The organism is Cronobacter sp. JZ38 (genome assembly GCF_008932145.1).
Lineage (GTDB): Bacteria > Pseudomonadota > Gammaproteobacteria > Enterobacterales > Enterobacteriaceae > Cronobacter > Cronobacter muytjensii.
Genome location: NZ_CP017664.1, coordinates 97,757 through 121,355 on the forward strand (window position 1 = coordinate 97,757; position 23,599 = coordinate 121,355).

General features: G+C 59.4%; 15 protein-coding genes. 9 read left to right on the forward strand and 6 right to left on the reverse strand.

Features of this window, described 5'->3' with window-relative positions:
• Window positions 1-198: 198 nt before the first annotated feature.
• Entirely contained in the window at window positions 199-1,212 is a 1,014-nt protein-coding gene (locus tag BJP61_RS21380; protein ID WP_255485545.1) for a RepB family plasmid replication initiator protein, read from the reverse strand.
• A gap of 813 nt (window positions 1,213-2,025) precedes the next feature.
• Here BJP61_RS21380 and BJP61_RS21385 point away from each other — a divergent pair.
• Together BJP61_RS21385 and BJP61_RS21390 are read left to right on the forward strand one after the other, a co-directional pair.
• Window positions 2,026-3,222, forward strand: coding sequence for an AAA family ATPase (locus BJP61_RS21385; RefSeq protein WP_255485560.1), 1,197 nt, complete (start codon window positions 2,026-2,028; stop codon window positions 3,220-3,222).
• Between the two features lie 7 nt (window positions 3,223-3,229).
• Entirely contained in the window at window positions 3,230-4,198 is a 969-nt protein-coding gene (locus tag BJP61_RS21390; RefSeq protein ID WP_075192628.1) for a ParB family protein, read from the forward strand.
• 675 nt (window positions 4,199-4,873) lie between these two features.
• On the opposite strand, the gene BJP61_RS21395 is transcribed toward BJP61_RS21390, so the two are convergent.
• From BJP61_RS21395 to BJP61_RS21415, 5 genes are read right to left on the reverse strand one after another with little or no spacing between them, the layout of a single operon-like run.
• Window positions 4,874-7,069 carry a TonB-dependent siderophore receptor gene (locus tag BJP61_RS21395; RefSeq protein WP_171999690.1) on the reverse strand — a complete coding sequence of 732 codons (2,196 nt, stop codon included), beginning with the start codon at window positions 7,067-7,069 and terminating at the stop codon, window positions 4,874-4,876.
• 24 nt (window positions 7,070-7,093) lie between these two features.
• Window positions 7,094-8,416, reverse strand: coding sequence for a SidA/IucD/PvdA family monooxygenase (locus BJP61_RS21400; protein ID WP_075192630.1), 1,323 nt, complete (start codon window positions 8,414-8,416; stop codon window positions 7,094-7,096).
• Window positions 8,413-10,155, reverse strand: coding sequence for an aerobactin synthase IucC (iucC, locus tag BJP61_RS21405; protein WP_275940625.1), 1,743 nt, complete (start codon window positions 10,153-10,155; stop codon window positions 8,413-8,415). The genes BJP61_RS21400 and iucC overlap by 4 nt, the downstream gene beginning before the upstream one ends.
• Complete coding sequence (locus tag BJP61_RS21410) at window positions 10,155-11,102, reverse strand: GNAT family N-acetyltransferase (RefSeq protein WP_171999753.1); 948 nt, start codon at window positions 11,100-11,102, stop codon at window positions 10,155-10,157. The genes iucC and BJP61_RS21410 overlap by 1 nt, the downstream gene beginning before the upstream one ends.
• A complete protein-coding gene (locus BJP61_RS21415) occupies window positions 11,095-12,843 on the reverse strand; it encodes an IucA/IucC family protein (protein WP_171999694.1) in 1,749 nt (582 codons plus the stop codon). The genes BJP61_RS21410 and BJP61_RS21415 overlap by 8 nt, the downstream gene beginning before the upstream one ends.
• Before the next feature lie 135 nt (window positions 12,844-12,978).
• Between BJP61_RS21415 and BJP61_RS21420 the strand changes: the two genes are divergently transcribed.
• From BJP61_RS21420 to glgX, 7 genes are all read left to right on the forward strand, one after another.
• Window positions 12,979-14,190 (forward strand): MFS transporter, encoded by a 1,212-nt coding sequence (locus BJP61_RS21420; RefSeq protein WP_171999696.1) that lies wholly within the window; start codon window positions 12,979-12,981, stop codon window positions 14,188-14,190.
• A complete protein-coding gene (locus BJP61_RS21425; protein WP_171999698.1) occupies window positions 14,187-15,074 on the forward strand; it encodes a siderophore-interacting protein in 888 nt (295 codons plus the stop codon). The genes BJP61_RS21420 and BJP61_RS21425 overlap by 4 nt, the downstream gene beginning before the upstream one ends.
• A gap of 144 nt (window positions 15,075-15,218) precedes the next feature.
• The gene (locus tag BJP61_RS21430; protein WP_171999700.1) at window positions 15,219-15,503 is read left to right on the forward strand and encodes a helix-turn-helix transcriptional regulator; all 285 of its coding nucleotides are present in this window, start codon (window positions 15,219-15,221) and stop codon (window positions 15,501-15,503) included.
• A gap of 2 nt (window positions 15,504-15,505) precedes the next feature.
• Window positions 15,506-16,825 carry a type II toxin-antitoxin system HipA family toxin gene (locus BJP61_RS21435; RefSeq protein WP_171999703.1) on the forward strand — a complete coding sequence of 440 codons (1,320 nt, stop codon included), beginning with the start codon at window positions 15,506-15,508 and terminating at the stop codon, window positions 16,823-16,825.
• 305 nt (window positions 16,826-17,130) lie between these two features.
• Window positions 17,131-18,912: a malto-oligosyltrehalose trehalohydrolase gene (treZ, locus tag BJP61_RS21440; RefSeq protein ID WP_171999705.1), complete on the forward strand. Its 1,782-nt coding sequence runs from the start codon at window positions 17,131-17,133 to the stop codon at window positions 18,910-18,912.
• Complete coding sequence (gene treY, locus BJP61_RS21445; RefSeq protein WP_171999707.1) at window positions 18,912-21,443, forward strand: malto-oligosyltrehalose synthase; 2,532 nt, start codon at window positions 18,912-18,914, stop codon at window positions 21,441-21,443. The genes treZ and treY overlap by 1 nt, the downstream gene beginning before the upstream one ends.
• Before the next feature lie 68 nt (window positions 21,444-21,511).
• Window positions 21,512-23,587, forward strand: coding sequence for a glycogen debranching protein GlgX (gene glgX / locus BJP61_RS21450; protein WP_161580776.1), 2,076 nt, complete (start codon window positions 21,512-21,514; stop codon window positions 23,585-23,587).
• The last annotated feature ends 12 nt before the right edge of the window (window positions 23,588-23,599 follow it).

Genomic DNA, 23,599 nt, shown 5'->3' on the forward strand with positions numbered 1-23,599 from the left:
ATTTCACGGTGAAATCGCCAGATCCTGTCGGGTGCACCGTAAGATCGGCGTAGCGGATGTGAAAGATCTATCCACTGTAGTGAGTCAGCACCCGGAGATAACCACTGTAGCGAGTAACATCCACTATGGTGAGCAGAATCCACTGTAGAGAGTGATTAGGTAAAACCCCATACCTGAATACTCACTACAGTGGATGATTCAGATCTGCCCCTTGCGGATTTTCTCAAGCAATGCCAGCTCTTCTTTGGTCAGCATCACCATCTCGCCCTGCTCCTCCACCGCGGCGGCATTATCTGCCGGCAACTCTTCACCCGCAGGCAGCGCGCCAGGCAAACTTTGCGGGCGCAGTTTTGGCCTTCTGTAGTGGATATGGAAGTACACTACACGCCCGCGCTTGATTTCGGTGTAGTCGAGGTAGCCAATCTCTTTCAACTGTTCCATCGCCTTACGCACCGTTGAGTTTTGCGTAATGGTGCGGGAGGTCAGATTCAGTCGTGCTCGCAGACGTGCCAGCGAGACCGGTGCCGGGTTGGGCGGCAGGCTTTCGATAAAGGTATAGAGCGCCTGCGCTGATTCCTTACGCGACAGTTCGTTAATGGCGCGCAGTTGCAGCAGTACTTTTTTGTCGAACTGATAGAGCTCGAAAATTTTCGGGTCGGCCTGTAACGTCACCTCATCCTTTTTGGCGCTGTATTTGGCGGACTGCACCAGGTGCGTCACGTAATACTCCCCTTCTTTGTTACTGAACGAGATGGTGTTAGTGGCGATACGGGTGAGCGAGGCGTCGAGGCGCTTGCGAAGCTTTGCAGACGAACGCGCGGAAGGAATACCGCACAGCTTCACGAACTCCACAAACGGCAGCGTGACGCTGTCTCCGAGAACATTGTATTTGGCGAAGGCATGAATGATCCCGACCCAGGTCTTGAAATCATTGTCCATATCCAGACGCGCGCCGGTGATTTTAATATTCTCGTAGCCTTCAGATTTTACCAGCGAGAGCTGTTTAAGCTCCTCCGTGACATCCATTGAGGACATCTGGCCCTTACGGCCACGGGCCGTGGATTTCAGCGTCGGAACGAACAGACCAAGGCGCATCAGCGCGACCGGCTGCACCGTATTATTACGGTTCGGTACCAGCGTCACGACCTCCCCGGTTTTACGGTCCAGCTCACTGAAGGCGTCATTGATATTAATGCTCTCGTCATCAGCCACGTGCGGGTCTCCTGTCCTGAATGTCCGGTGCTTACTCACCATAGTGGATATTACCTTCGCCAGTGAGAGTATCACTCACCATAGTGGATATGCCACAGGGTTATAGGCCCCGATTGCTCTCCATAGTGGATGTTTACTCACTACAGTGGTTATTTACTCTCTCCAGTGGATGTTATTAACGATCTGTAGCTGCCATTGAAGGATGGCTCACTACAGTGGATAGCCCGAGAGCGTACGTTCAGTGCAATTCTGATAGAGTGTGAGGCGTTTAAGCGCCGAAATCGCTGGCAGCCGCTGTGAATAACGATGTGAATGCGCAAGGATAAAAAAATGCATACCGAAGGAAACACGTTTAAATACAGCGTCTTATCTATGGCGGCCACAGAGGTATAACTGACGGTGGTTACTCGCTACAGTGGATGTACATCACTCTCTTCAGCCGTTATCAGGCTCACTACAGTGGATATACGGCTCGCTTCAGTGGATGATCTGCTCTCCATAGTGGTTAAAAAGTCCGGCAACCATTTGATACTGATGAGAAAATCAGGAATGGGATCTTTAAGGATCTCATAGGGGATCTTTCTGGGATCGACTGCTTTGATCTGCCCTGTGGATAAACACCCGAAACCGAGCATCTCCCGCTCCATTGCGCCTGGGCTCTTTTGCGGTGAGCGCTGCGATCTTTTCCATTAACCCTTTGTGACGTCAATGAGTTGCCCTGGCGCACAGAAGACCAACATTTATGTTTACCGGCTGGCTTTTATGCTGTATTTTCGTTTAAATCAATAAATCCTGCATACAGTGAGTTTTATGATGGATAGTGAGCAGCAGTTGACGAAAGTTGCCGAACGTTCAGAAAGAATGCTTCTGGGCCTGACAGAGCAGATCCAGCATCAGAAAGATGAGCTTCAGGAAAATACCTTTTATCAGGTCTATGCCAAAGCCGCGCTGGCTAAACTTCCGCGCCTGACGCGCGCCAGCGTCGATTACGCCGTCAGCGAAATGGAAGCGAACGGTTACGTGTTTGATAAACGCGCGGCCGGCTCTTCCACCAAGTATGCGATGTCCGTTCAGAACATTATCGACCTCTACCATCATCGCGGCGTGCCCAAATACCGGGACCGTCATGATGAAGCGTTCACTATTTTTGTCGGCAATCTGAAAGGCGGGGTGTCCAAAACGGTCTCCACGGTCTCGCTGGCGCATGCACTACGCGTACACCCTCACCTGCTGTTTGAAGATTTACGTATTCTGGTTATCGATCTCGATCCCCAGTCGTCGGCGACCATGTTCCTTAACCATACCCGCGCGGTAGGCACAGTTGATACCACCAGCGCGCAGGCCATGCTGCAGAACGTCTCGCGCGAAGAGCTGCTGGAAGAATTTATTGTGCCCTCCATCGTGCCGGGCGTGGATGTGATGCCGGCATCTATTGAAGATGCTTTTATCGCCTCACGCTGGGAAGAGCTGTGCGCCGAACATCTGCCGGGCGCCAGCATTTATGCCGTGCTGCGTCAGAACATCATCGACAAGATAGCCAAAGATTACGATTTCATTTTCGTTGACAGCGGCCCGCATCTCGACGCTTTTCTGATGAACGCCATTGCGGCCTCAGATGTCCTGTTTACGCCGGTGCCGCCTGCGCAGGTGGATTTCCACTCCACGCTGAAATACCTCACCCGTTTGCCTGAGCTTATCGCCCTCATTGAAGCGTCCGGCTGCCGCGTGCGGTTGCAGAAAAACATCGGCTTTATGTCGAAGCTGCTTAACAAAGCGGACCATAAGCTCTGTCACAGCCTCGCCAAGGAGATTTTTGGCGGCGATATGCTGGATGTTGCCCTGCCTCGCCTGGACGGCTTTGAACGCTGCGGAGAGTCCTTTGATACGGTGATCTCCGCTAACCCTGCCACCTATATCGGTAGCAGCGAAGCGTTAAAAAATGCCCGCGCCGCTGCGGAAGACTTCGCCAAAGCGGTTTTCGATCGCATTGAATTTATTCGTATGAGCTGAGAATACTATGAGCACAAAAAGAGTCACCATTGGCCGTACACTCACCCATTCCCCTTTTAAGGAAAGCACGGACGCCGGAACCTTCTCCTCGGTGTTTGTTCTCAATTCCGGTCGCAAAGCCACCTTCCGTCTTGAAACGGTCGCCCCTGGCGACGTTGGCGATAAAACGTTTGTGCGCCAGGAAACCAACGGGCGCGACCAGTCGGCGCTGACGCCGGAGTCGCTGCGCGATATCACCCGCACGCTGAAATTCCAGCAATTCTTCCCGGCGATTGGCGTGAAAGCGGGCGACCGGATTGAAATTCTGGACGGCTCCCGTCGTCGCGCGGCAGCGCTTATCTGCCATACCGGGCTGACCGTGCTGGTAACGGAAGCCGCACTAAGCGCGGAAGAAGCGCGAAAGCTTGCCAAAGACATCCAGACCGCGAAAGAGCACAACATCCGTGAGATTGGGCTGCGTCTGATGGCGCTTAAAAACGCCGGGCTGAATCAGAAAGAGATAGCCGAACAGGAAGGGTTGTCGCAGGCAAAAGTGACCCGCGCGTTACAGGCCGCGTCAGTCTCTGCCGAGTTGCTGGCTTTCTTTCCGGTGCAGTCTGAACTCACGTTCAGTGATTACAAAACGCTGAGCGCTGTTGAAGAGACGCTGCTTAAAAATGAGATAGCGTTAAAAACGCTGACGGATGCTGTCAGCGGTGAAGTGGATAGCGTACTGGCCGAGCCGGATCTGGCGGAAGACGAAGTAAAAAACCGCATCATGCGGATTATTGCGCGTGAAGGCGAACTGCTTACGTCACCGGGCCCGAAAGACAAAGCCGTGATTGCGACGCTCTGGCGTTTCCCGGATAAAGACCGTTTTGCGCGCAAGCGCACTAAAGGTCGTCTGTTCAGCTATGAATTTAACCGGCTGTCGCGTGAGGTTCAGGATGAACTCGATCGCGCGATTGAAAACGTGCTGAAGAAACATCTCTCCTGAGCGGGCCGCCTGCTCGCCGTAGTGATTTCACCGTTAACTCTCTGAAAGGGCATTTTTTTCATCAGGGATTTCACGGTGAAATCGCCAGCCATTCTCCCGACTGGTCTGTTCTTCTCCTCTGATATTTACTCTCCATAGTGGTTGTTTGTCCTTTTTTCCTCTGAGCTTCTCGATGAGATTTCACGGCGTTCGCCAGGCCTTACTTTTACTTAATTTACTGATTTGATTTGTTTTTTAATGGCGATTTCACGCTGAAATCGCCACGTTTACGCTTATCGACCGTGCCAGTCCCTCAGCCAAAACGCTAACCCGCCGGGATTGTTTTAATGCAACTGCGGCACTCCTGGCGTTTCGCTGGTGCTGGTATTAAACGTGCCACACGCGTTGCGCTCTTTTCAGTGGTTAATTCGGCAAAGCGTTTTTTACCGCCAATCTCCCTTCGTTGCAGCGAACGATACTGGGTCGCGCGTCTGTCCGGCGCGGCGTTTCAGATGTTTTTTGTATGGTTGGATGGGAACTGGCGGTGAGTAAAAGAGACGCTGAGAGGGCAATACGGCTGGAAAAATGATATCCACTACGGTGAGCTGTAAAGCATTACAGTGGTTCTGCGAGAGACCTTCCGGGAAAGAACAAAAAAAGGCCGCTCCCGGCGGCCTTTTTCGCATGTTGCGGCTGTCAGAACAGCACGGAGTAGTTTACCCCAAACGTACGGCCGCGACCTTTATAGGTATAGAGATCTGGCGAGCCATAGGCCGGGCTGTAGAGCCCCGGCGCACGCTGTCCCCATACGGTGGTGTAGTCTTCATCCAGCAGGTTTTCGATGCTGAAGCCAATCTTACCGACCGGCAGGGTATAGCTGCCAAGGAAGTCCATGGTGTTATAGCCGTCGATTCTCTTACCTTCTTCATCAGAGATATCGAACGTCTGGGTGCTTTGCAGGCGCAGCGTCCAGTTATCCGGCGCCCAGCTCACCCACGCGCTGGCTTTCGAGGGGCTGGCGTCATCCACGGAGAGCTTTTTCCAGCCGCCATCTACACGCGTCTGCGATTTGATCGCGTTAAAGTTCGCGCCGGTACTCCAGTCGCTGTCACTGAAGAAATAATCCACCTGGCCTTCCACGCCATAAACCCGTCTCTTGTCATCTTTGAGGTAGATGGTCATATCGTCGTTGATATCGGTCGTTTTATCCGACAGCGAGTAGTATGCCGCGACCTGCGTACGCAGATTATCACCGGTGTAACGCCAGCCCAGCTCATAAGAGTTAACTTTAATGCCTTCAATTTTTGAGTCATTAATGTTGACGCTTTTCAGCAGGCGATAATGACCGTTCTCAAGTCGATAGGTGCCAGTGCCGTAGTATTTCGCGACATCCGGCAGATCGTAGCCTTGCGAGTAGTTAAACCATACCTGCTGGCGTTCACTCAGGCGACCCAGAATGCCCGCGTTAAAGAGGAAGTTTTTGTAATCGGTAGAGCCGCCCGGAATCGCATCGGCAGAGGTCGCTTTACCGGTCGCAATCCCCTGCTGCTGGCTGTAACCGACAAAATCGTCCACCTTGTTTTTGGTGTACTGATAACGCACGCCGCCGCTTAAGGTGATGGCGTCATTCAGATCATAACTGGTCTGCAGGAACGGAGCGAAGTTGGTGACGCTGTAACTGGCATAACGGCCAACGTTATAGGCATTATCCAGCTTCATACCGCCGCTGGCGGCCGCTTTATCTCTGTCAAAAAACTGCTGGTTAGCATCGAAGGTTTCATGCTCGGCATCAACGCCATACGTAAGAGTGAGGGCATCCAGTGGTTTGCTGTTTACCGTCAGCTTGCCGCCCCAGAAATCGGTTTTCTGCTGCGAGGCGCCAATCGCGGTGACGTTTGTACGGGCGGCGTTAAGCGTCGGGAAGGGGTAAAACGTCAGGTTTTCATCGCGATAATAGATCTGCGCGACCAGTTCCTGACCCCACGCATCGGTATTCGTATACTGCAGATTAATCAGATGACGCTCTGTACCGGGCAGACGATCGGAATCCAGGTTGCCTTTGTTATAGGCGGTGCTGCCGCCCGTCACGGCGGAGAAATCCTCACCCAGGAACAGGCCATGTTTGCCGTCGGCCTGGCTCTTATAGTACTGGGTAGTGAGCTGCAACTGCTGGTGGTTATCAATATTCAGCGTGCCGGTACCCATTACATCCAGGCGGTCGGAATACTGCAGGCCGGTCTGGGTGTTATCGATAATGACTTCTTTGCCATTGCCGTCATACCAGCCGCCGTAGCGCTGGTACGCAACAGAGAGGCGGCCCGACGCGTTATCGTTGCCGCCGCTCACGGCTGCCGCCACGTTTTCGTCATGATCGTTATGGCTGTTAAAGCCGGTTTTGGTCCCCGTCTGGAACTCAACCTGCGTCTCCGGCTGGCCTTTTTTAGTCACGATGTTAATCAGGCCGCCGGTGCTGCCGCCGCCGTACAGGGACGTCGCGCCGGAGATCACTTCGATGCGCTCAATGTTAAAAGGATCGATGGAGTCCAGCTGGCGGCTGTCGATACGTGAAGAATTCAGACGCACGCCGTCCACCATCACCATCATGGAGCGGCCTCGCATGTTCATGCCGTAATTAGTACGCCCCTGGCTGCTGACGTCCATGCCGGGGATCAGCTGCGCCAGCACTTCTTTTAACTCTTTACCGCCCTGAACCTGCTGCTCAATATCAGCCTGTTCAATGACCCACGTGGTCTGTGCCATATCCGCAGCGCTGTGTCCGGTACGGCTGGCGGCGACCACCAGCGTCTCTTCTTTCTGCGGCGCCCCCCAGGCGGAGGCGGAAAGCATGGCAAGCAAACAAGGATTCAAAACCCAAAGATAAGGACGCTTCATTGTTATGGTGTTCCTGAGAGTGTGTTAGTAGTCAGTGCTTTTTACAGGTTGAGAAACCTGGCGCGCTTCCCGCTCTGGCCGGGAGCGCCAGTGGATCACGCCAGGCGTGGTGCTCAGTTCAAACGGCTCGTCAGGGTGCGCCACATTCAGAATGCGCGCCGCCCGCCAGGCCATCAGGCTGAGCTGGGGTTCCGCAATGCCGAGGCTGTGCATCCCGGCATTAACGGCAAAAAGATGATTCGTGGCGGGGCCGTTCCACGCCAGCGTGAAATCGGTGTTGACCCGGAAGCCTTCCCGCGCATCCAGTTCCAGACGGTGCGCCAGCGGGGCAAGAAACGCCGGCTGGGCAGGGCGGTAGCCGGTGGCGAAAATCACCACGTCGGCGTCCAGCGACTCTTCGCCGCCGTCGAGGTGATGGCGCAGCGTCAGTCGCTGGCCCTGCCCCTGCTGGGCGACACGCGTGACTGACCGTGACGGCAGCAGATGCGCCCAGGGTTTTTCGCGCAGCACCTCAAAGCGGTGATACATCGCGCGATAGATAGCCAGCAGCGATTCAGACGTCACGCCGTCAGAGGTCATCTTCTGTTCGGCGAGCAGCGCGCAGCGCGTCTTTTCATCAAGCTGCGCGAAGCTTTCCAGATATTCCGGCGTGAAATACTCGTTCGCAAACGCGGCCTCATCGAGCGCATTGTAATTGTTGCGGCGTGACACCCAGTTCAGCGCCGCAGGCTGGCCCCATTCGCCGCGGAAAATATTCAGGAACAGATCGGCGCCGCTCTGGCCGCCGCCTACCACGGTCACGCGCTTACCGGCAAGCGACGGCGTGCGCAGCATCATTTCGCTCGCGTGGAAGCACTGGTCGCTCTGGGTGTGCACGCAGTCGGGCAGGTTGATCTGCTTGCCGATCCCCATGCAGACGTGGCGCGCCAGGAAGCGATCGCGCTGCGTCACCACTTCAAACAACCCGGCCGCCTCATTAAAGCTCACCTGTTGCACCTGCTGGCTGAAGGCGAGATTGCTCAGGCTCTCTGCGGCCCAGCACAGATAATCGGCGAACTCTTCGCGCGAGACGGTACGCTGCTCGGTCGTCAGGAAGCGGTAGAACTTTTTGCGCTGCACCAGGTAGTTCAGAAAACTGTAGCGGTTGGTCGGCTCCACGGCGCTGACCAGATCTTTCAGGAAACTGGTCTGCATATGACAGTCCGGCACCATCATGCCCGGATGCCAGGAGAAGTGCGGTTTGCGTTCAAGGAACAGCGAGCTGAAGCCGTCAAGCCCTTCGGCAAGCGCGGCGATGCTGAGATTAAACGGGCCGATGCCAATGCCGATGAAATCGTACGTTTTCATGATGCGGTCTCCCTGGTGACCAGATACAGCGGGTTATCAAGATCGGTGAGGTAGTTGGGCAACATGCGGCTGCCGCCGTCATGCTCTGAGAAAGTGAGTTTGACCGGGTTCAGCACCACGCGGATGATTTGCGGTTTAAACAGATCAAACTGCGCGAAGCGTGCCGCCATTTCCGGGTGGGCGGCCATATAATTTTGCAGCACGTCAGCCAGCAGCTGGTAGAAGCGGGTTTCACTGACGCCGCACTGCTCGGTCAGGCGCGAGACGAAACGCAGCACGGTCACGAAGTGCCCGGTCTGTAAATCGTGAATAATGTAGTCGGCGCTAAGTCGCGCGGTAACGGCTTTCACCGGCTCCGGCAGGCTCTCCATCTCCGGGAACTTGTCATCGACCAGACGCATATCGCCCTGGAAATCCTTCAGCAGGATGCGCTGCGGCACATGGCCTTTCATCACCAGCGTCACGTTCTGGCCGTGGGCAATCAGCGCCACGCCATAGCGGCACAGCAAGTGATAAAACGGGATCACGACAGCGCGGAAGAGCTGTGTCAGCCAGGCCTCGGCGCTCAGACCGGAACGCGCAATCCAGGCGTCAATCAGCGGGCGCCCTGCGTTGTCGGTTTCCATCAGCGCCGCCATCAGCACCGCCTGTTCGCCCTCCTGCAACCAGCAGGACGGGTTCTCGCGCCAGATAACGCCAAACATCTCCTGATAGCGATACGGCGCGGTTTTCAGCGCGGCGTAACCGGTGTGCGAGACATAACCCGCGGCAGGCTCGCCAAGGATCTGCGCGCCGGTAGCCAGCAGCGTTTTATCGTGGGCGAACTGCCGTTGCAGCCAGCGTGAGGCGAGCGGCCCGGCGGCGATATATTTGCCCGGAATGCCGCGGTAACAGGAGGTGTTATAAATGGTCAGCGGCAGCTTGATATCAAACGGCGCGCGGCGGCTGACGTTCGTGAGCGTGCGCAGCGACTGCTGGGCGATGTACTCGTCGCCAAACTCGCCGAGGTCGATAATTTCGCCGCGCGCCAGCTGCGGCAGGAAATGCAGGGCAATCTTCTGCTGCCACTGCCACGGGTGCAGCGGCACTGGTAGCCAGCGATCATCAAGATGCAGCGCCTGCCAGTAGCGGTTAAAGCGCATGCGCTCGGCATCGTCCATCGCGCTTGCCAGCAGGTTATTAATGTCGCAGTCGGCGTCGCTGCTCCAGACCATCAGGTCACGGCGTACCGCGACCCAGTGCAGGCGAAAACGACCACGGTATTCCGGCGCGTAAGCTTTCAGCGCATCCAGCCCCCAGCCGCGCCGGCCTTTATTGAAGATGAATTTTGGGTGGCCCGACATCAGACACTGGAGCTCGTCCGGATCCATATCGATAAGCGCGTCGGCGCTTAAATCCGCACGCGCTTCCAGCAATTGCAGGTCGCCGCGCAGCGTGGCGTAAAGATCTTCCAGATGTTCCGCCGTCTGCGCGTCGCTCATCTTCAGCACCACGGCCAGCTGGCGCAGGGCGCTTTCGGCTTCCACCTGGCTTGCGCTGTCGTTTTCAAGCGTCGCCGGGTCGATATGCAGCCAGCCCCAGATACCGCGCTTTGCGTCAAACGTCCAGGTTTCATCGCCGAGCGCGATGGCCCAGCGGTTCGTTTCTGTCTCCTGCGCCGTCAGCGTGCGTTCATACTCCAGCTCGGCGAGGATTTTCGCCACCATCTCGCGGTTCACCCGCTCCCAGCGTTGCAGCATCATAAGCCCACCTCGCTGAAGAAACGGCTGCGCTGGCTCATCACCAGACGCGAGCGCTTGTGCGGGAAATCGAACTCTTTAACGGTATCGAAACCGGCGACCGGCAGGTGGCGGAACAGGCGCTGGTTATCGAAGCGCGGCTCCGCGACGAGGCGCTGCGTGCGCGGCTCATCGAGCCACAGATAGTGGCTCAGGCCGCGCAGCCAGCTGCGGATAAAGGGCGCGCCACGCCATTGCTCCTCGCCCACCAGCATATGCAGGCCGCGATCGAACGGCTGCCAGCGGTAGTGACGACCAATGCGATCTTCCGCCGCCCAGTAGATCTCAAAATAGCCGAACGGCTCGTCATCGAAGCAGCCGATGAGCGGATAGCAGTAAGTGGAGTCGAGCTGCTTACGCAAATAATTCTCCTGCTCCGCCTGCGGGCCGGCCATCTCCCAGAAGGCGTTGACGCGCGGCGCGTTCATCCAGCGGGTAAACCGTTCCGCATCCAGCGCCACATCGGCGACCCGGAAACTGAGCGTGCGTTTAATTTGCGGATCGTAGCGACGATACACCTCTCCTTGCGGCCGCGGCGGGCGCGCCGGGAATGCGAGCTGGCGCGCGTCGTCAAACTGCATGCCGGGGCGGGCGGGCGCTCGCTCGCCGCGCAGCCACAGCGGCAGCTGCCAGAACGCGTCGCGGGCCAGATAGTCACACTGCACCGCGTCAAACAGCGCCTGCGCCTGCGGCTCGTCGCGCCACTGCGCCCACGGCAGCGTGACGCCGGTAAGTGTGGGGGCGGCAACAAACAGCTGATCGAGCGCGGCGGCGAGCCAGCCTTCCGGCAGCGTACCCGGATGATTCAGTACGGCGCTGCCATCCAGCCCGAGTGCCAGCGGCAACGCCATCTCCAGCCGCGAACAGCGAAAACCGTAACCGTCATGAACAATGCTGGCTTCAGGCATCATGCGTGCTCCCTGCGAACGGATTAGCGAAGTTGAAGTAGATGACCGCCGGATCGGCGATGGTGTTTTCATTGTGGTCGTGCAGATAACAGAAGAAATTACCTTTACAATTCCAGTGGCGGCTCTCCAGCACGTAATCGAGGCAGCGGGTGTCGCGGGCCGAGGTGCGCAGGCGGGCTAGCGCGTCACGCACAAGCGTCATCAGGTTTTCTTCGCTGTCGAACCCGGCGGCGCCCAGCGCGGCGGTGACCGCAAGCGTGGAGTTCACCAGCAGGTAATACGGGAAGTAGCGCAGCAGTTGCGCTTCGCTGAAGCGGTTTTCCGCCTCTGGCTCACCAGCTTCCGCCAGCCACAGCATCGCGCCATCCGTAAAGCCGCTGCCCTGGCAGTCGCGGTAGATAAGGCCCACCGGCAGATCCTGCTGCATCTCGACGAGGATATTTTGCTGATGCGCGAGCAACACCAGGCCGTAGTCGGCTTCGGCGCTGAACAGCGGCAGCAGCACGCGGTCGCAGTACGCCTGCACCCAGCAGCGCGCCGCCTGCTCCGGCGGCAGGTTGAGGCGGTGGCTCAGACGACGCACCGCCGAGGCCAGCAGGCTGTCGCCGCCGTCCGGCGCGGCCTGCGTCAGGCTCACCAGCACATTGGTCTGGGTTTGTGGCGTGTCGAACAGCAGATTGACGCGCAGCGCCATCAGGCTCTCTTCCTGGATCTGTCCCTGCGCGTCGCGCAACCCCGCCCAGCCATCCTCCTGCATGACGCGCATCGTCGGGTAACGGGCCTGCAGGGCTTGCCAGCGGCTGGTCTGCGCCAGGCGCGCCAGACGCATGCCGCGTTTGACTTCTTTCACCGACAGCGTGCGCACCGAGTTGGTCAGGCGCACGCTGAGCGAAAATTTGATCATGTCGTTATTGGTTTCGCTGTAGAGCGAACGCGACGAGCTGGTCGGCAGCCAGCGCGCGCCCGCCTCGCCGAGATCGGTCAGGTCGCCGCGCTCCACCAGTTGCTGACACCACGGCTGTTCCAGCAGATACGCCGCCTGCCACGGGTGCATCGGCACCAGCCAGCGCGTATCGGTAAAGTGCTCAAGCAGCGCCGGCGCGCTCTGTGCGGCGAAGCGCAGCAGACGTGTACGCAGATCCAGCGCCAGGCTCTCGCCCGCCACATGCGTTTTATTCACCGCGAACCAGCGCAGCGGAAAACGGGGCGCGAAATCCGGCAGGTAACGGCGGGCTTCGGTTTCATCAAACGGCTCGTGGGATTTCGGCGCCGGATGAAAGGCGTGGCCCACCAGCAGCGCCTGTTCGGCCTCTGCGAAATTCAACGGCTGCGCGCGCAGTGTGTTCCAGTCATGACGTAATTCAATAGCCTGCCAGGTATGACGATGGCTTTCCTGTACGCGCCGCGCGAAACGCTCCAGCACCTCGTCAGCCAGTTCGCCTCTCACAGAGGGCTTCGCCAGAATCAGATCCACCAGACGCGCAAAATCAATCGCTTCGCAGCGATCGTTGTCGCTTGCCACCAGTTGCGCCGGAAACAGGTACTGATGGTGTTGCGTCGGGGAAAAATAGCGCAGCGGGATGCGGATCGCCTGCGTGTCAGAAAGGGGATAATGGATCTGCGCCGGTTCCTGAGGCGATGTGCCGGGGAGCAGTTGCCAGTCCCGGGTTTCACGCAGCAGGGCGTTGAGAAAACACTGAGCCGCGACGTCGGTTGCGGCGGGGCGGGGCAGGGAAACCATAACAAACATATCCTTTGTTGATAATGATTATCGTTATGATAGGGATTCTATTTACACTGGCAACTATTTTTGCAATATTTGTTTTCATTAATTTCATAATTCCCTCACATTTATTGACAATATATTTACCCGCTTATGGATGCTTCTTCTCACGCTGTACACGCCCGTCGCACAGGCTCTTCGCTCTGGCCGCTGGCGCTGTGCGCGGGTCTGCTCGGGATCGGGCAGAATGGTTTACTGGTAGTGCTGCCGCAACTGGTGCAGATGACGGGGCTGTCGCTCTCCGTCTGGGCCGGGCTGCTGATGTTTGGATCAATGCTGTTTCTGCCAGGCTCGCCCTGGTGGGGACGACAGACGGAAATTCGCGGCTGTAAATTTGTGGTGGTCGCCGCGCTCGGCGGCTATCTGGCGAGTTTTGCCGTAATGGCGCTGGTCGTCTGGGCCATGGCGCGCGGGCTGGTCGGCGCGTCCTTTGGGCTTGCCGGTCTGGTGTTCTCCCGCGCACTGTATGGCCTGACGGTTTCCGGCATGGTGCCTGCCGCCCAGACCTGGGCGATGCAGCGGGCAGGCATGGAAAACCGGCTCGCGGCGCTCGCCTCGGTCAGTTCGGGGCTGAGCTGCGGACGTTTAATCGGTCCGCCGCTCGCCGCCGCCGCGCTCAGTCTTCACCCGCAGATGCCACTCTGGCTGATGGCGCTGGCGCCGTTTATTGCGCTGCTGCTGGTCGCGCGCCAGCATAACGATCCGCCGCTCGCGCCGGTGGCGCACCAGTCGGCGCGGCTGCGCCCCGATATGTTTCCTTTTCTTGCGCTCGCGCTGCTGCTGGCGGCCGCTGTCAGCCTGATGCAGCTTGGCCTCTCGCCGCATCTGCGCCCGCTGTTTCAGGGCGATATCAGCAAAGTAAGCCACCACGTGGCGCTGTTATTAAGCCTTGCCGCGGCCAGCACGCTGCTGGCGCAGTTTCTGGTCGTGCGTCCGCAGCGGCTTTCGCCGCGCGCCCTGCTGCTGAGCGCGGCGGGGCTGATGGCCGTCGGTCTGCTGCTGATGATCCTGCCGGGGCTGCTGACCTTTTACGCCGGGATCGCCGTCACCGCTTTCGGCGCGGCGATGGCGACGCCGGGCTATCAGGTGCTGCTTAACGACAGGCTCACCACCGGCAAAGGCGCGGGCGTCATCGCCACCAGCCACACGCTCGGCTACGGGGCCAGCGCGCTGCTGGTGCCTGTAATATCGCTCTGGTTTGGCGAACAGAGACTTATCGCCGCCGCCTTTCTCATTGCTGCGCTGTTTTTACTGTTCAGCGTCATCGTATGGCGCCGCGCGGCGCCGCAGGAGTCCACCGAATGACCGCCAGTTACCGTATTTTTAATGTGACGCTGCGCCGTCGCGTCGCTGTCACGCCGTCGCTGTTGCGCTGTGTGTTCACCGGCCCGGACGTGGCGCACATGAAACATGAGGCGCCCGATCAGCGCATCAAGCTGCTTTTTGCCAGGTCTGAGGGCGAAACCGCGTCATTGCCGGTGAGCGACAACTGGTATCAGGATTATCTGGCGCTGCCGCGCGAGCAACGGCCTTTCATGCGCACTTATACGCTGCGCGAGCTGCGCCGGACGGCGTGCGAAATGGACGTGGAATTTGTGTTGCACGGCGACACCGGGCCGGCGTCACGCTGGGCGACGCACGCAAAACCCGGCGATGCGCTGCAAATCGTCGCGCCGGACGGTAATTTCCTCGGCGACAGCGGCGGCTATGAGTGGGCTGCCGGCGACGCGCTGCGCGAGGCGCTTTTAGTGGCCGATGAAACGGCGTTGCCCGCCGCGCTCGGTATTCTCGAACAGCTCGCCCGTCAGCCAGCGCCGCCCCGGGTACAGGCGTTTCTCGAAGTGCCGCTGGCGCAGGACGTACAGCCCCTGCGCTATCCTTTCGCCGATATCCACTGGCTGGCGCGGGACGCGCATGCCGCGCATGGCGAGCGGCTGCTGGCAGCGGTCAGAGCGGCCGCCGCGCTTCCGGCGTGCGCGCTTGCCACCGACCAGGAGGCGCAGGAGGAGAGCGACGACGACGCGCTTATCTGGCAGCGCGCCGACGGGGCAGGGGCCTTTCGCGCCTGGGTGGCGGCGGAATCCGGCGCGGTAAAACGGCTGCGTCATTACCTGACGCGCGAGCGCCAGCTCGATCCGGCCCGCGCCAGCTTTATGGCGTACTGGGCGCGCGGCAAAAGCCATGTCTGATGCCGCCTGTCCTGTCTCGTGATACAACGTTAAGGCTGTATTCCCTTTTTAACATCCTTAACGCTGTATTTGCCTGTTACAGCCTGAAGGGTGTAAAATAGCCAATACAGCTTATCGTTTGTTTCTGAAGGTGCGGATCAAAGCATGAACACGGTATATCCACTGAAGACGCTCAGCCAGTTGCGCCCGCTGCTGGTGGGCTTTCGTAAAAATCAGGGGCTGACCCAGAAAGAGGTGTCTGAACGGCTCGGCGTGACGCAGCAGACCTACGCCCGCCTGGAGGCTAACCCGGCCACAGCCAGCATTGAGCGTCTGTTCCGGGTGTTTAACGTGCTCGGTATTGAAATCGCGCTCAGCGAAACGCAGGCCACATCAGAGCGTGAGACCACCGCGCGCGACGACTCGCCCGCCCGTCGCGAGGCGTGGTGACGATGCGCCGCACGCCGCGCCTGGCGCTCTGGATGAACGGCATCCCGGTCGGTTACTGGGATAAACATAACGGCGAGGACCGGCTGCACTACCTTCCGGACTGGATCCATGACGCGCAGGGCAGGCCGCTCTCGCTGTCGTTGCCGTTCACGCCCGGCAATCAGCCGTACCGCGGCGCGCGGGTACGCGATTACTTCGATAACCTGTTGCCGGACAGCGAAGGCATCCGGCGGCGTCTGGCGACGCGCTACCGGGCGCAAAGCCTGGAACCGTTCGATCTGCTGGCGGAGCTCGGACGCGACTGCGTCGGGGCAATCCAGCTGCTGCGCGACGGTGAAGCGCCGGAAGGGCTGTATACCATTCGCGCGCGACCGCTCTCTACAGTGGATATCGCCGCGATGCTGCGCCACACCGCTGCGTCTTTTCCCGGTCAACACGGTAGCGACGAGGAACTGCGGCTCTCCATCGCCGGCGCGCAGGAGAAAACCGCGCTGCTGTGGCACGACGGGCAATGGTGCCTGCCTGAGGGCAATACGCCCACCACGCATATTTTCAAGCTCCCCCTGGGGCTGGTGGGCAACATGCAGGCGGATATGCGCACCTCCATTGAAAACGAATGGCTCTGCTCGGTGCTGCTGGACGCGTACGGCATTCCGGTCGCGCGCACGCAGATGGCGCAGTTCGAAGAGCAAAAAGCGCTGATCGTTGAGCGTTTCGACAGGCGGCTGTCGGGTGATAAAAAGTGGTGGCTGCGCCTCCCGCAGGAGGACATGTGCCAGGCGATCGGCGTCTCGCCGCTGCGTAAATATCAGACCGATGGCGGGCCGGGCATCGGCGATATCATGACTGTCCTGAGCCGCTCTGAACATGCGCAGGCCGACCGCGCCCACTTTTTTCGCGCCCAGATTATCTTCTGGATCCTCGCGGCCACTGATGGTCACGCCAAAAACTTCAGCATCGCCCATCTGCCCGGCAACCGCTATCACCTGACGCCGCTCTACGACGTGCTCTCCGCCTGGCCGGTCATCGGCCCCGGCAATCACCAGATTGCCTGGCAGAAGTGCAAACTTGCGATGGCGGTGCGCGGCAGCAGCAACTATTACCACCTGAGCCAGATCCGCCGCCGTCACTGGCTGCGCCAGGGCGAGCTTGTCGGGCTGTCGCCTGCCCAGGTGACAGAGATGATTGACGAGCTTATCGCCGCGACGCCGGCCGCGATCGCCCGTGTGGAGGATGCGCTCCCGACAGGCTTTCCGTCTGCGCTGGCCGGCCAGATCTTCGACGGCATGCGCCAGCAGTGCGCGCGCCTCGTGAGCGCCTGACGCCTCATCCGATGCCGTGTCGCACGCGGCATCGCCTTTTGCATTCCTGACGCGCTCCGTCGCGCTTCCCGGCACTTCTCCGGGAATGGTCTATGATTGTTCACGTATGCCGCCAGGGCCGGGACATTCAGAACATCGTGACATCTCCCCGGCAGGAACTCGCTTTCACACAAGCGTCCTGCGCACTACCGGCCCGCTGCGGCACCCGGATCATGCTTACACGTTAACGTTCCTGAGGCGCGCCGCGGGAGCGGAAATTGCGCGATCGCGCCACTGCTCACTTCTGGATTAAACGAGGTAACAGAATGGAGTCAAGATTCCTGAAAAGTTGGGGTAGCGAATATGTGGCGGACGGCGCCGTTCGCTTTCGTCTCTGGGCGACGGGCCAACAGTGCGTTACGCTCCGGCTCGCCGGCCAGGACAGTGCAATGACGCCGGCGGGCGATGGCTGGTTTGAACGGGTCGTGCCGGGCGTCGCGCCTGGCACCGAATACTGCTTCGTGCTGGCAGACGGTATGACGGTGCCGGACCCGGCGTCGCGCGCCCAGAAGGCGGACGTCAACGGCCCGTCGCTGGTTGTCGACCCGCAGGCGTATCAGTGGAAAAACACTGACTGGCAGGGCCGTCCGTGGGAAGAGACGGTCGTGTATGAGATGCATATCGGCACTTTTACGCCGGAAGGCACCTTTCGCGCAGCCATTGAAAAGCTGCCCTATCTGGCGCAGCTTGGCGTCACCATGCTGGAAGTGCTGCCGGTGTCGCAGTTTGGCGGCAACCGCGGCTGGGGTTACGACGGCGTCCTGCTCTATGCGCCGCACGCGGCCTACGGCACGCCGGATGATTTCAGAGCGTTTATCGATGCCGCCCACGGACACGGGCTTTCAGTCGTGCTGGATATCGTGCTCAACCATTTCGGCCCGGAAGGCAACTATCTGCCGCTGCTGGCCCCCGATTTCTTCCACAAAGAGCGCATGACGCCGTGGGGCAACGGCATTGCCTATGATGTTGACGCCGCGCGCCGCTATATCGTGGAAGCGCCGCTTTACTGGCTCAAAGAATACCGCCTCGATGGCCTGCGTTTTGACGCCATCGATCAGATTGAAGACACTTCGCCGAAACATGCGCTGATTGAGATCGCCGAGCGCATCCGCGCAGAGATAACCGACCGGCCCGCGCATCTCACCACGGAAGACAGCCGTAATGTGATTTTCCTGCATCCGCGTAACCCGGACGGCAGCGCGCCTCTCTTTACCGGCGAGTGGAATGACGATTTCCATAACGCCATTCATGTATTGGCTACCGGCGAAACGCACGCCTATTACCAGGATTTCGCCGACGAGCCGGAAAAACGCGTCGCCCGCGTGCTGGCGGAAGGCTTTGCGTACCAGGGGGAGGTGTCGCCCCAGAGCGGCGAGGCGCGCGGCGTTGACAGCACCGGCCAGCCGCCGGTCGCGTTCGTCGATTTCATCCAGAACCATGACCAGGTCGGCAACCGCGCCTGGGGCGAACGGCTGACTGAACTGGCAGGCCGCGATCGCACCAAAGCGCTGCTCGCCACGCTGCTGCTGTCGCCGCATATTCCGCTGCTGTTTATGGGCGAAGAGTACGGTGAAACTAACCCGTTCCTGTTCTTTACCGATTTCCATGGCGAGCTGGCGAAAGCCGTACGCGAAGGGCGCGCGCGCGAATTTGAGGGCCACGGCGACTGGGAAGGCGACAGCGTGCCGGACCCGAACGCGCAACAGACCTTCGAGATGTCAAAACTCGACTGGCAGAAGCCGGACAGCGAAGAGGGTAAAGCGTGGCTTGCGCTCACCCGCGAACTGCTGGCGCTGCGGCGCGAGCATATCGTGCCGCTGCTCGCCAATGCGGGCGGTCACTGCGGCCAGGTCGTGGAGACTGCGCCGGGTTTTGTGGCGGTCAGCTGGCGCTTCCCGAAAGGCACGCTGTCGCTGGCGCTGAATATTGGCGATAGCCCGCGTCCACTGCCGGATCTGCCGGGCGATACGCTGTTCGCCTGGCCGCAGACAAGCGACGCTCTGCCACCTGACAGCATTCATGTCCGCCTCGCGAAAGGAGACGCGTAATGAGCATCCCAACCTCGACGTACCGCATTCAGTTTCGCAACGGTATGACCTTTGACCGCGCGGCGGGCCTGGTACCGTACCTGAAGCGGCTCGGCATCAGCCATCTTTACGCCTCGCCGGTGTTTACCGCCACCACAGGCTCCACCCACGGCTATGACGTTACGGACGCGAACGAGATCGAGCCTGCTATCGGCGGGCGCGAAGGCTTCGACCGGATGGTCAAGGCTCTGAAAGACGCCGGGCTGGGGCTTATCCTGGATATCGTGCCGAACCACATGGCGGCCTCGCTTGAAAACCCGTGGTGGCGCGATGTGATTGAACACGGCGAAAAGAGCCGTTACGCGCGCCATTTCGATATCGACTGGTCACGCCGTCTGACGCTGCCATTCCTCGGCGATACGTTTGAAACTGTGCTGGAAAATGGCGAAATCAGCGTTAAACCAGATCCGAACACCGGTAAACCGGCACTGGCCTATTACGAAAGCTATTACCCACTGAACCCCGAGACCTGGCAGGGACGCGAGGCCGACGTGCTGGCCATCACCGATAAACAGGCCATCGCTGCGCTGCATGACCGCCAGCCTTACCAGTTGATTTCCTGGCGCGACGCGCCACGATCGCTCTCGTATCGCCGTTTCTTTGAAATCACCGGCCTTGCGGGCGTGCGTGTTGAAGATGAAGCGGTATTTGACGACTGCCACCGGCTGATCCTCGACCTGGTGCATTCCGGCGCGGTGGACGGGCTGCGGGTGGATCATGTGGACGGACTTGCCGATCCGAAAGCGTATCTGGAGCGGTTGCGTGAAAAAGCCGGGCCGGATTGCTATATCACCGTTGAGAAAATCCTCGGCAAAGGCGAGCAGATCCCGCAGGACTGGCCAATTTCCGGCACGACCGGCTATGAATTTATCGCCGCGCTCTCGGATGTGCTGGTGGATGACGCGAAGCTCGACGATCTCAGCAAGGCGTATCACGAGGTGGTCGGCCAGGAAGTGGATATGCGCGCCGAGCTGCGCGATGCCAAGCTGCTGATGGCTGACCGCAATTTCGAAGGCGAATTCACCACGCTGCTGCGGCTCGCCGCCGGTATCGCGCAGGCGGAAGGCGTGACGCTGGAAGAACCGCTGCTGCGCGGCGCGCTGCGCGAATTGCTGGTGGCGTTCCCGGTCTATCGCACCTATGGCACCGCACAGGGGCTGACGCCCGCCGACAGCGCGCTGTTGCAAAAAGTGACGGGTAAAATCCAGGCGGGCGAGCATGCGCCGGACCCGGCTGCGCTCGGTTTTCTCGTCGATCTGCTCGCCGGGAAGCTTTCGCCGGCCTCGCACGCCGACGCCGCCACATTCCGCACCCGTTTTCAACAACTGACCGGTCCGCTGATGGCGAAATCGGTGGAAGACACGCTGTTTTTCCGCCAGCACATGCAGCTCGCGCTGAACGAAGTAGGCGCCGAGCCGCTGCCGCGCACCTACTCTGCGGATCGCTTTCATAAAGAGATGAAACTGCGCCTGCAACATCAGCCGGACGCGCTTACCAGCACGTCAACCCATGACACCAAACGTGGTGAAGATGCGCGCGCCAGGCTCTATGCGCTGACCGAAGCGCCGCTGTTTTATGCAGAATGCGTCGCCCGCTGGCGTCAGCTCAACCAGACTAAAGTGGTGTTTCTTAATGACGGCACCGCGCCGAAGGGCGTCGATACCTGGATGCTCTATCAGGCGCTGGCGGGCGTCTGGCCCGCCACGCTGAAACCGGATGATGAAGCGGGCCTGAAAGCGCTGGAAGAACGCTTTCTGGGGTTCGTTGAGAAGGCGTTACGCGAAGCCAAACTGCGTACCGACTGGGCGGATACTAACGATGCCTATGAAAAAGCGGTACTGGATTACGCCAGCCATCTGCTGTCGCCGGATAATCAGGATTTCCTGAACGATTTCCACGACGCGCTGCAACCGTTTATCCGTGCGGGTCTGGTCAACAGCCTCACCCAGACGGCGCTTAAGCTGACCGCGCCGGGCGTGCCGGATATCTATCAGGGCAGCGAAGCGCTTAATTTCAGCCTGGTGGACCCGGATAACCGCCGCGAGCCGGACTTTATCGCGCTCGACAGCATGCTGGCGCCGCAGGCGAATCTCGCCGCCACGCCGCAGGACTGGCTCAGCGGACGGCTTAAACAGCATCTTATCGCCCGCGTGCTGCGCCTGCGCCAGCAGAATCCGGCGCTGTTCCGCCACGGCGACTATCTGCCGCTGCACGCCGAAGGCGAGTTCGACACTAACGTGATTGCGTATGCCCGCACGCACGGCGACGACGCGCTGATTGTCATCGCGCCCCGGCTGATGTTCACCGCGCTGTATGAGAGCGCCTCGCTGCCGGCCAGCGCCCGCTGGCACGACACGCATATCGCCCTGCCGCCGACGCTGGCTCAGCGTCGCTGGCGTAATGTACTGACCGGCGAGACGATTAATCTGACCGATCAGATAAACCTGGAGACCGCCGACGGCTGCTCGTCCGTGATCCTGATAACCGACTGATTCCATGCGAATAAACATCATGAATCGTGGTAGTCCTGAAAATTTACGGCCTGGATGGAGAGGGAAATATGTCAAACGGTAAGGCTTTTGAAATCACGGCGGGATGCAGTTATCCCCTCGGCGCGAACTATGACGGCGAGGGGGTGAACTTCGCGATTTTCTCGGCGCACGCAGAGCGCGTCGAGCTCTGCCTCTACGATCCGAGCGGCAAAAACGAAATCGCCCGGCTGACGCTGCCGGAATACACGCATGAAATATGGCATGGCTATGTGCCGGGCCTGCAACCGGGCGCGCTGTATGGCTATCGCGTGCACGGGCCGTACGATCCGGAAAACGGTCACCGCTTCAACCCGAACAAACTGCTGGTTGACCCGTACGCGCGCGAGCTCGCCGGAAATATCGAGTGGAATGAGGCGCATTTTGCCTACGATCTGCTGCATGAAGATAAAGACCTGACGTTTGATGAGCGCGACAGCGCGCCGTATATGCCGAAGTGCCGCGTTATCGATCCGAACGAGTTCGACTGGCAGGATCAGAAACGGCCTTCCATCGTCTGGCCACATGCGGTGGTCTATGAGACGCACGTCAAAGGTTTCACGCAGCTCAACCCGGCGGTGCCGCCGGAGCTGCGCGGCACCTACGACGGCATGGCGCACAAGGCGACGGTGGATTACATCAAGAGCCTCGGCATTACTTCTGTCGAACTGCTGCCGGTACACTGGTTCCCGGACGATCAGCACCTGCTCGACAAGGGCCTGAAAAACTTCTGGGGCTATAACACGCTGGGCTTTTTCGCGCCTGCCTCGCGCTATTTCGGCCCGCGCGGCATCCAGGGGTTCCGCGATATGGTGCGCGCCTACCATGACGCCGGTATCGAGGTTATCCTGGATGTGGTCTACAACCACACCGCGGAAGGGAACGAGCTTGGCCCGACGCTCTCTTTTAAAGGCATCGACAACTTCTCTTACTACCGTACCATGCCGGATCAGCACCGTTACTACATCAACGATACCGGTACCGGCAACACAGTGAACACTTCGCATCCGCGCGTGTTGCAGATGGTGATGGATTCCCTGCGTTACTGGGCGGAATCGATGCATATCGACGGTTTTCGCTTCGATCTCGGCACTATCCTCGGGCGCGAGCCGGAGGGCTTCGACCAGCGTGGCGGCTTTTTCGACGCCATCATGCAGGACCCGGTGCTCTCGAAGGTGAAGCTTATCGGCGAGCCGTGGGACATCGGCCCCGGCGGCTATCAGGTGGGCGGCTTCCCGCCGGGCTGGGCGGAGTGGAACGACAAATACCGCGATACGGTGCGCGAATACTGGAAGGGCGATAACGTTTCGACCGATTTCGCCGCGCGCCTGCTCGGCTCCGGCGACCTCTACGATCAGCGCGGGCGCAGGCCGTGGGCGAGCGTGAATTTTATTACCGCGCACGACGGCTTCACGCTTAACGATCTGGTGTCCTACAACAGTAAACACAACGAGGACAACGGCGAGGACAATAACGACGGTCATAACGATAACCGCTCATACAACTACGGCGCTGAAGGGCCGACGGATGATGAAGGCATTAATGCGGTGCGCGAGCGTCAGAAACGCAACTTCCTCGCCACGCTCCTGTTCTCTCACGGTACGCCAATGCTGCTGGCGGGCGATGAATTTGGCCGCAGCCAGATGGGCAACAACAACGGCTATTGTCAGGACAGCGAGATCTCCTGGGTGCACTGGGAAAACCTGCCGGAGAGCGCCGAAGCGCTGCGCGAGTTTACCCGTCGTGTAATTAAGCTGCGCGCGCAGCAGCCGCTGCTGCGCCGGGAAAACTGGCGTGACGGTATGGTTATCGAGTGGTTCAACGCGGGCGGGGGCTATCAGCAGCCGGAACAGTGGGACGAAGGCTCGACGCTGGGCGTCTATATTGGCAGGCCCGATCTGGAGACCGAAGAGGGGATCTGGCACGACGTGCTGATGCTGTTCAACCCGTTTGAAGGCAACGTGCCGTTCCGCATTCCGCAGTTTGGCGAAGGCGGGTGGGTGCTGGAGCTGACCACCTCAGACACCGCGAACGAAGGGGTTGTTATTACCAAAGAGAAGGATTTTGAGCTGGAAGGGCGTAGCATCGCGCTGTTCCGCCGGCCATAACGCGATAGCCAC

Excerpts from the sequence above, each read along its gene's own strand:
- BJP61_RS21400 (WP_075192630.1), bottom strand. The coding sequence starts at position 8,416 with ATGAAAACGTACGATTTCATCGGCATTGGCATCGGCCCGTTTAATCTC.
- BJP61_RS21385 (WP_255485560.1), top strand. The coding sequence starts at position 2,026 with ATGGATAGTGAGCAGCAGTTGACGAAAGTTGCCGAACGTTCAGAAAGA.
- iucC (WP_275940625.1), bottom strand. The coding sequence starts at position 10,155 with ATGCTGCAACGCTGGGAGCGGGTGAACCGCGAGATGGTGGCGAAAATC.
- BJP61_RS21425 (WP_171999698.1), top strand. The coding sequence starts at position 14,187 with ATGACCGCCAGTTACCGTATTTTTAATGTGACGCTGCGCCGTCGCGTC.
- treZ (WP_171999705.1), top strand. The coding sequence starts at position 17,131 with ATGGAGTCAAGATTCCTGAAAAGTTGGGGTAGCGAATATGTGGCGGAC.
- BJP61_RS21415 (WP_171999694.1), bottom strand. The coding sequence starts at position 12,843 with ATGGTTTCCCTGCCCCGCCCCGCCGCAACCGACGTCGCGGCTCAGTGT.
- treY (WP_171999707.1), top strand. The coding sequence starts at position 18,912 with ATGAGCATCCCAACCTCGACGTACCGCATTCAGTTTCGCAACGGTATG.
- glgX (WP_161580776.1), top strand. The coding sequence starts at position 21,512 with ATGTCAAACGGTAAGGCTTTTGAAATCACGGCGGGATGCAGTTATCCC.
- BJP61_RS21420 (WP_171999696.1), top strand. The coding sequence starts at position 12,979 with ATGGATGCTTCTTCTCACGCTGTACACGCCCGTCGCACAGGCTCTTCG.
- BJP61_RS21435 (WP_171999703.1), top strand. The coding sequence starts at position 15,506 with ATGCGCCGCACGCCGCGCCTGGCGCTCTGGATGAACGGCATCCCGGTC.
- BJP61_RS21410 (WP_171999753.1), bottom strand. The coding sequence starts at position 11,102 with ATGCCTGAAGCCAGCATTGTTCATGACGGTTACGGTTTTCGCTGTTCG.
- BJP61_RS21390 (WP_075192628.1), top strand. The coding sequence starts at position 3,230 with ATGAGCACAAAAAGAGTCACCATTGGCCGTACACTCACCCATTCCCCT.
- BJP61_RS21395 (WP_171999690.1), bottom strand. The coding sequence starts at position 7,069 with ATGAAGCGTCCTTATCTTTGGGTTTTGAATCCTTGTTTGCTTGCCATG.
- BJP61_RS21430 (WP_171999700.1), top strand. The coding sequence starts at position 15,219 with ATGAACACGGTATATCCACTGAAGACGCTCAGCCAGTTGCGCCCGCTG.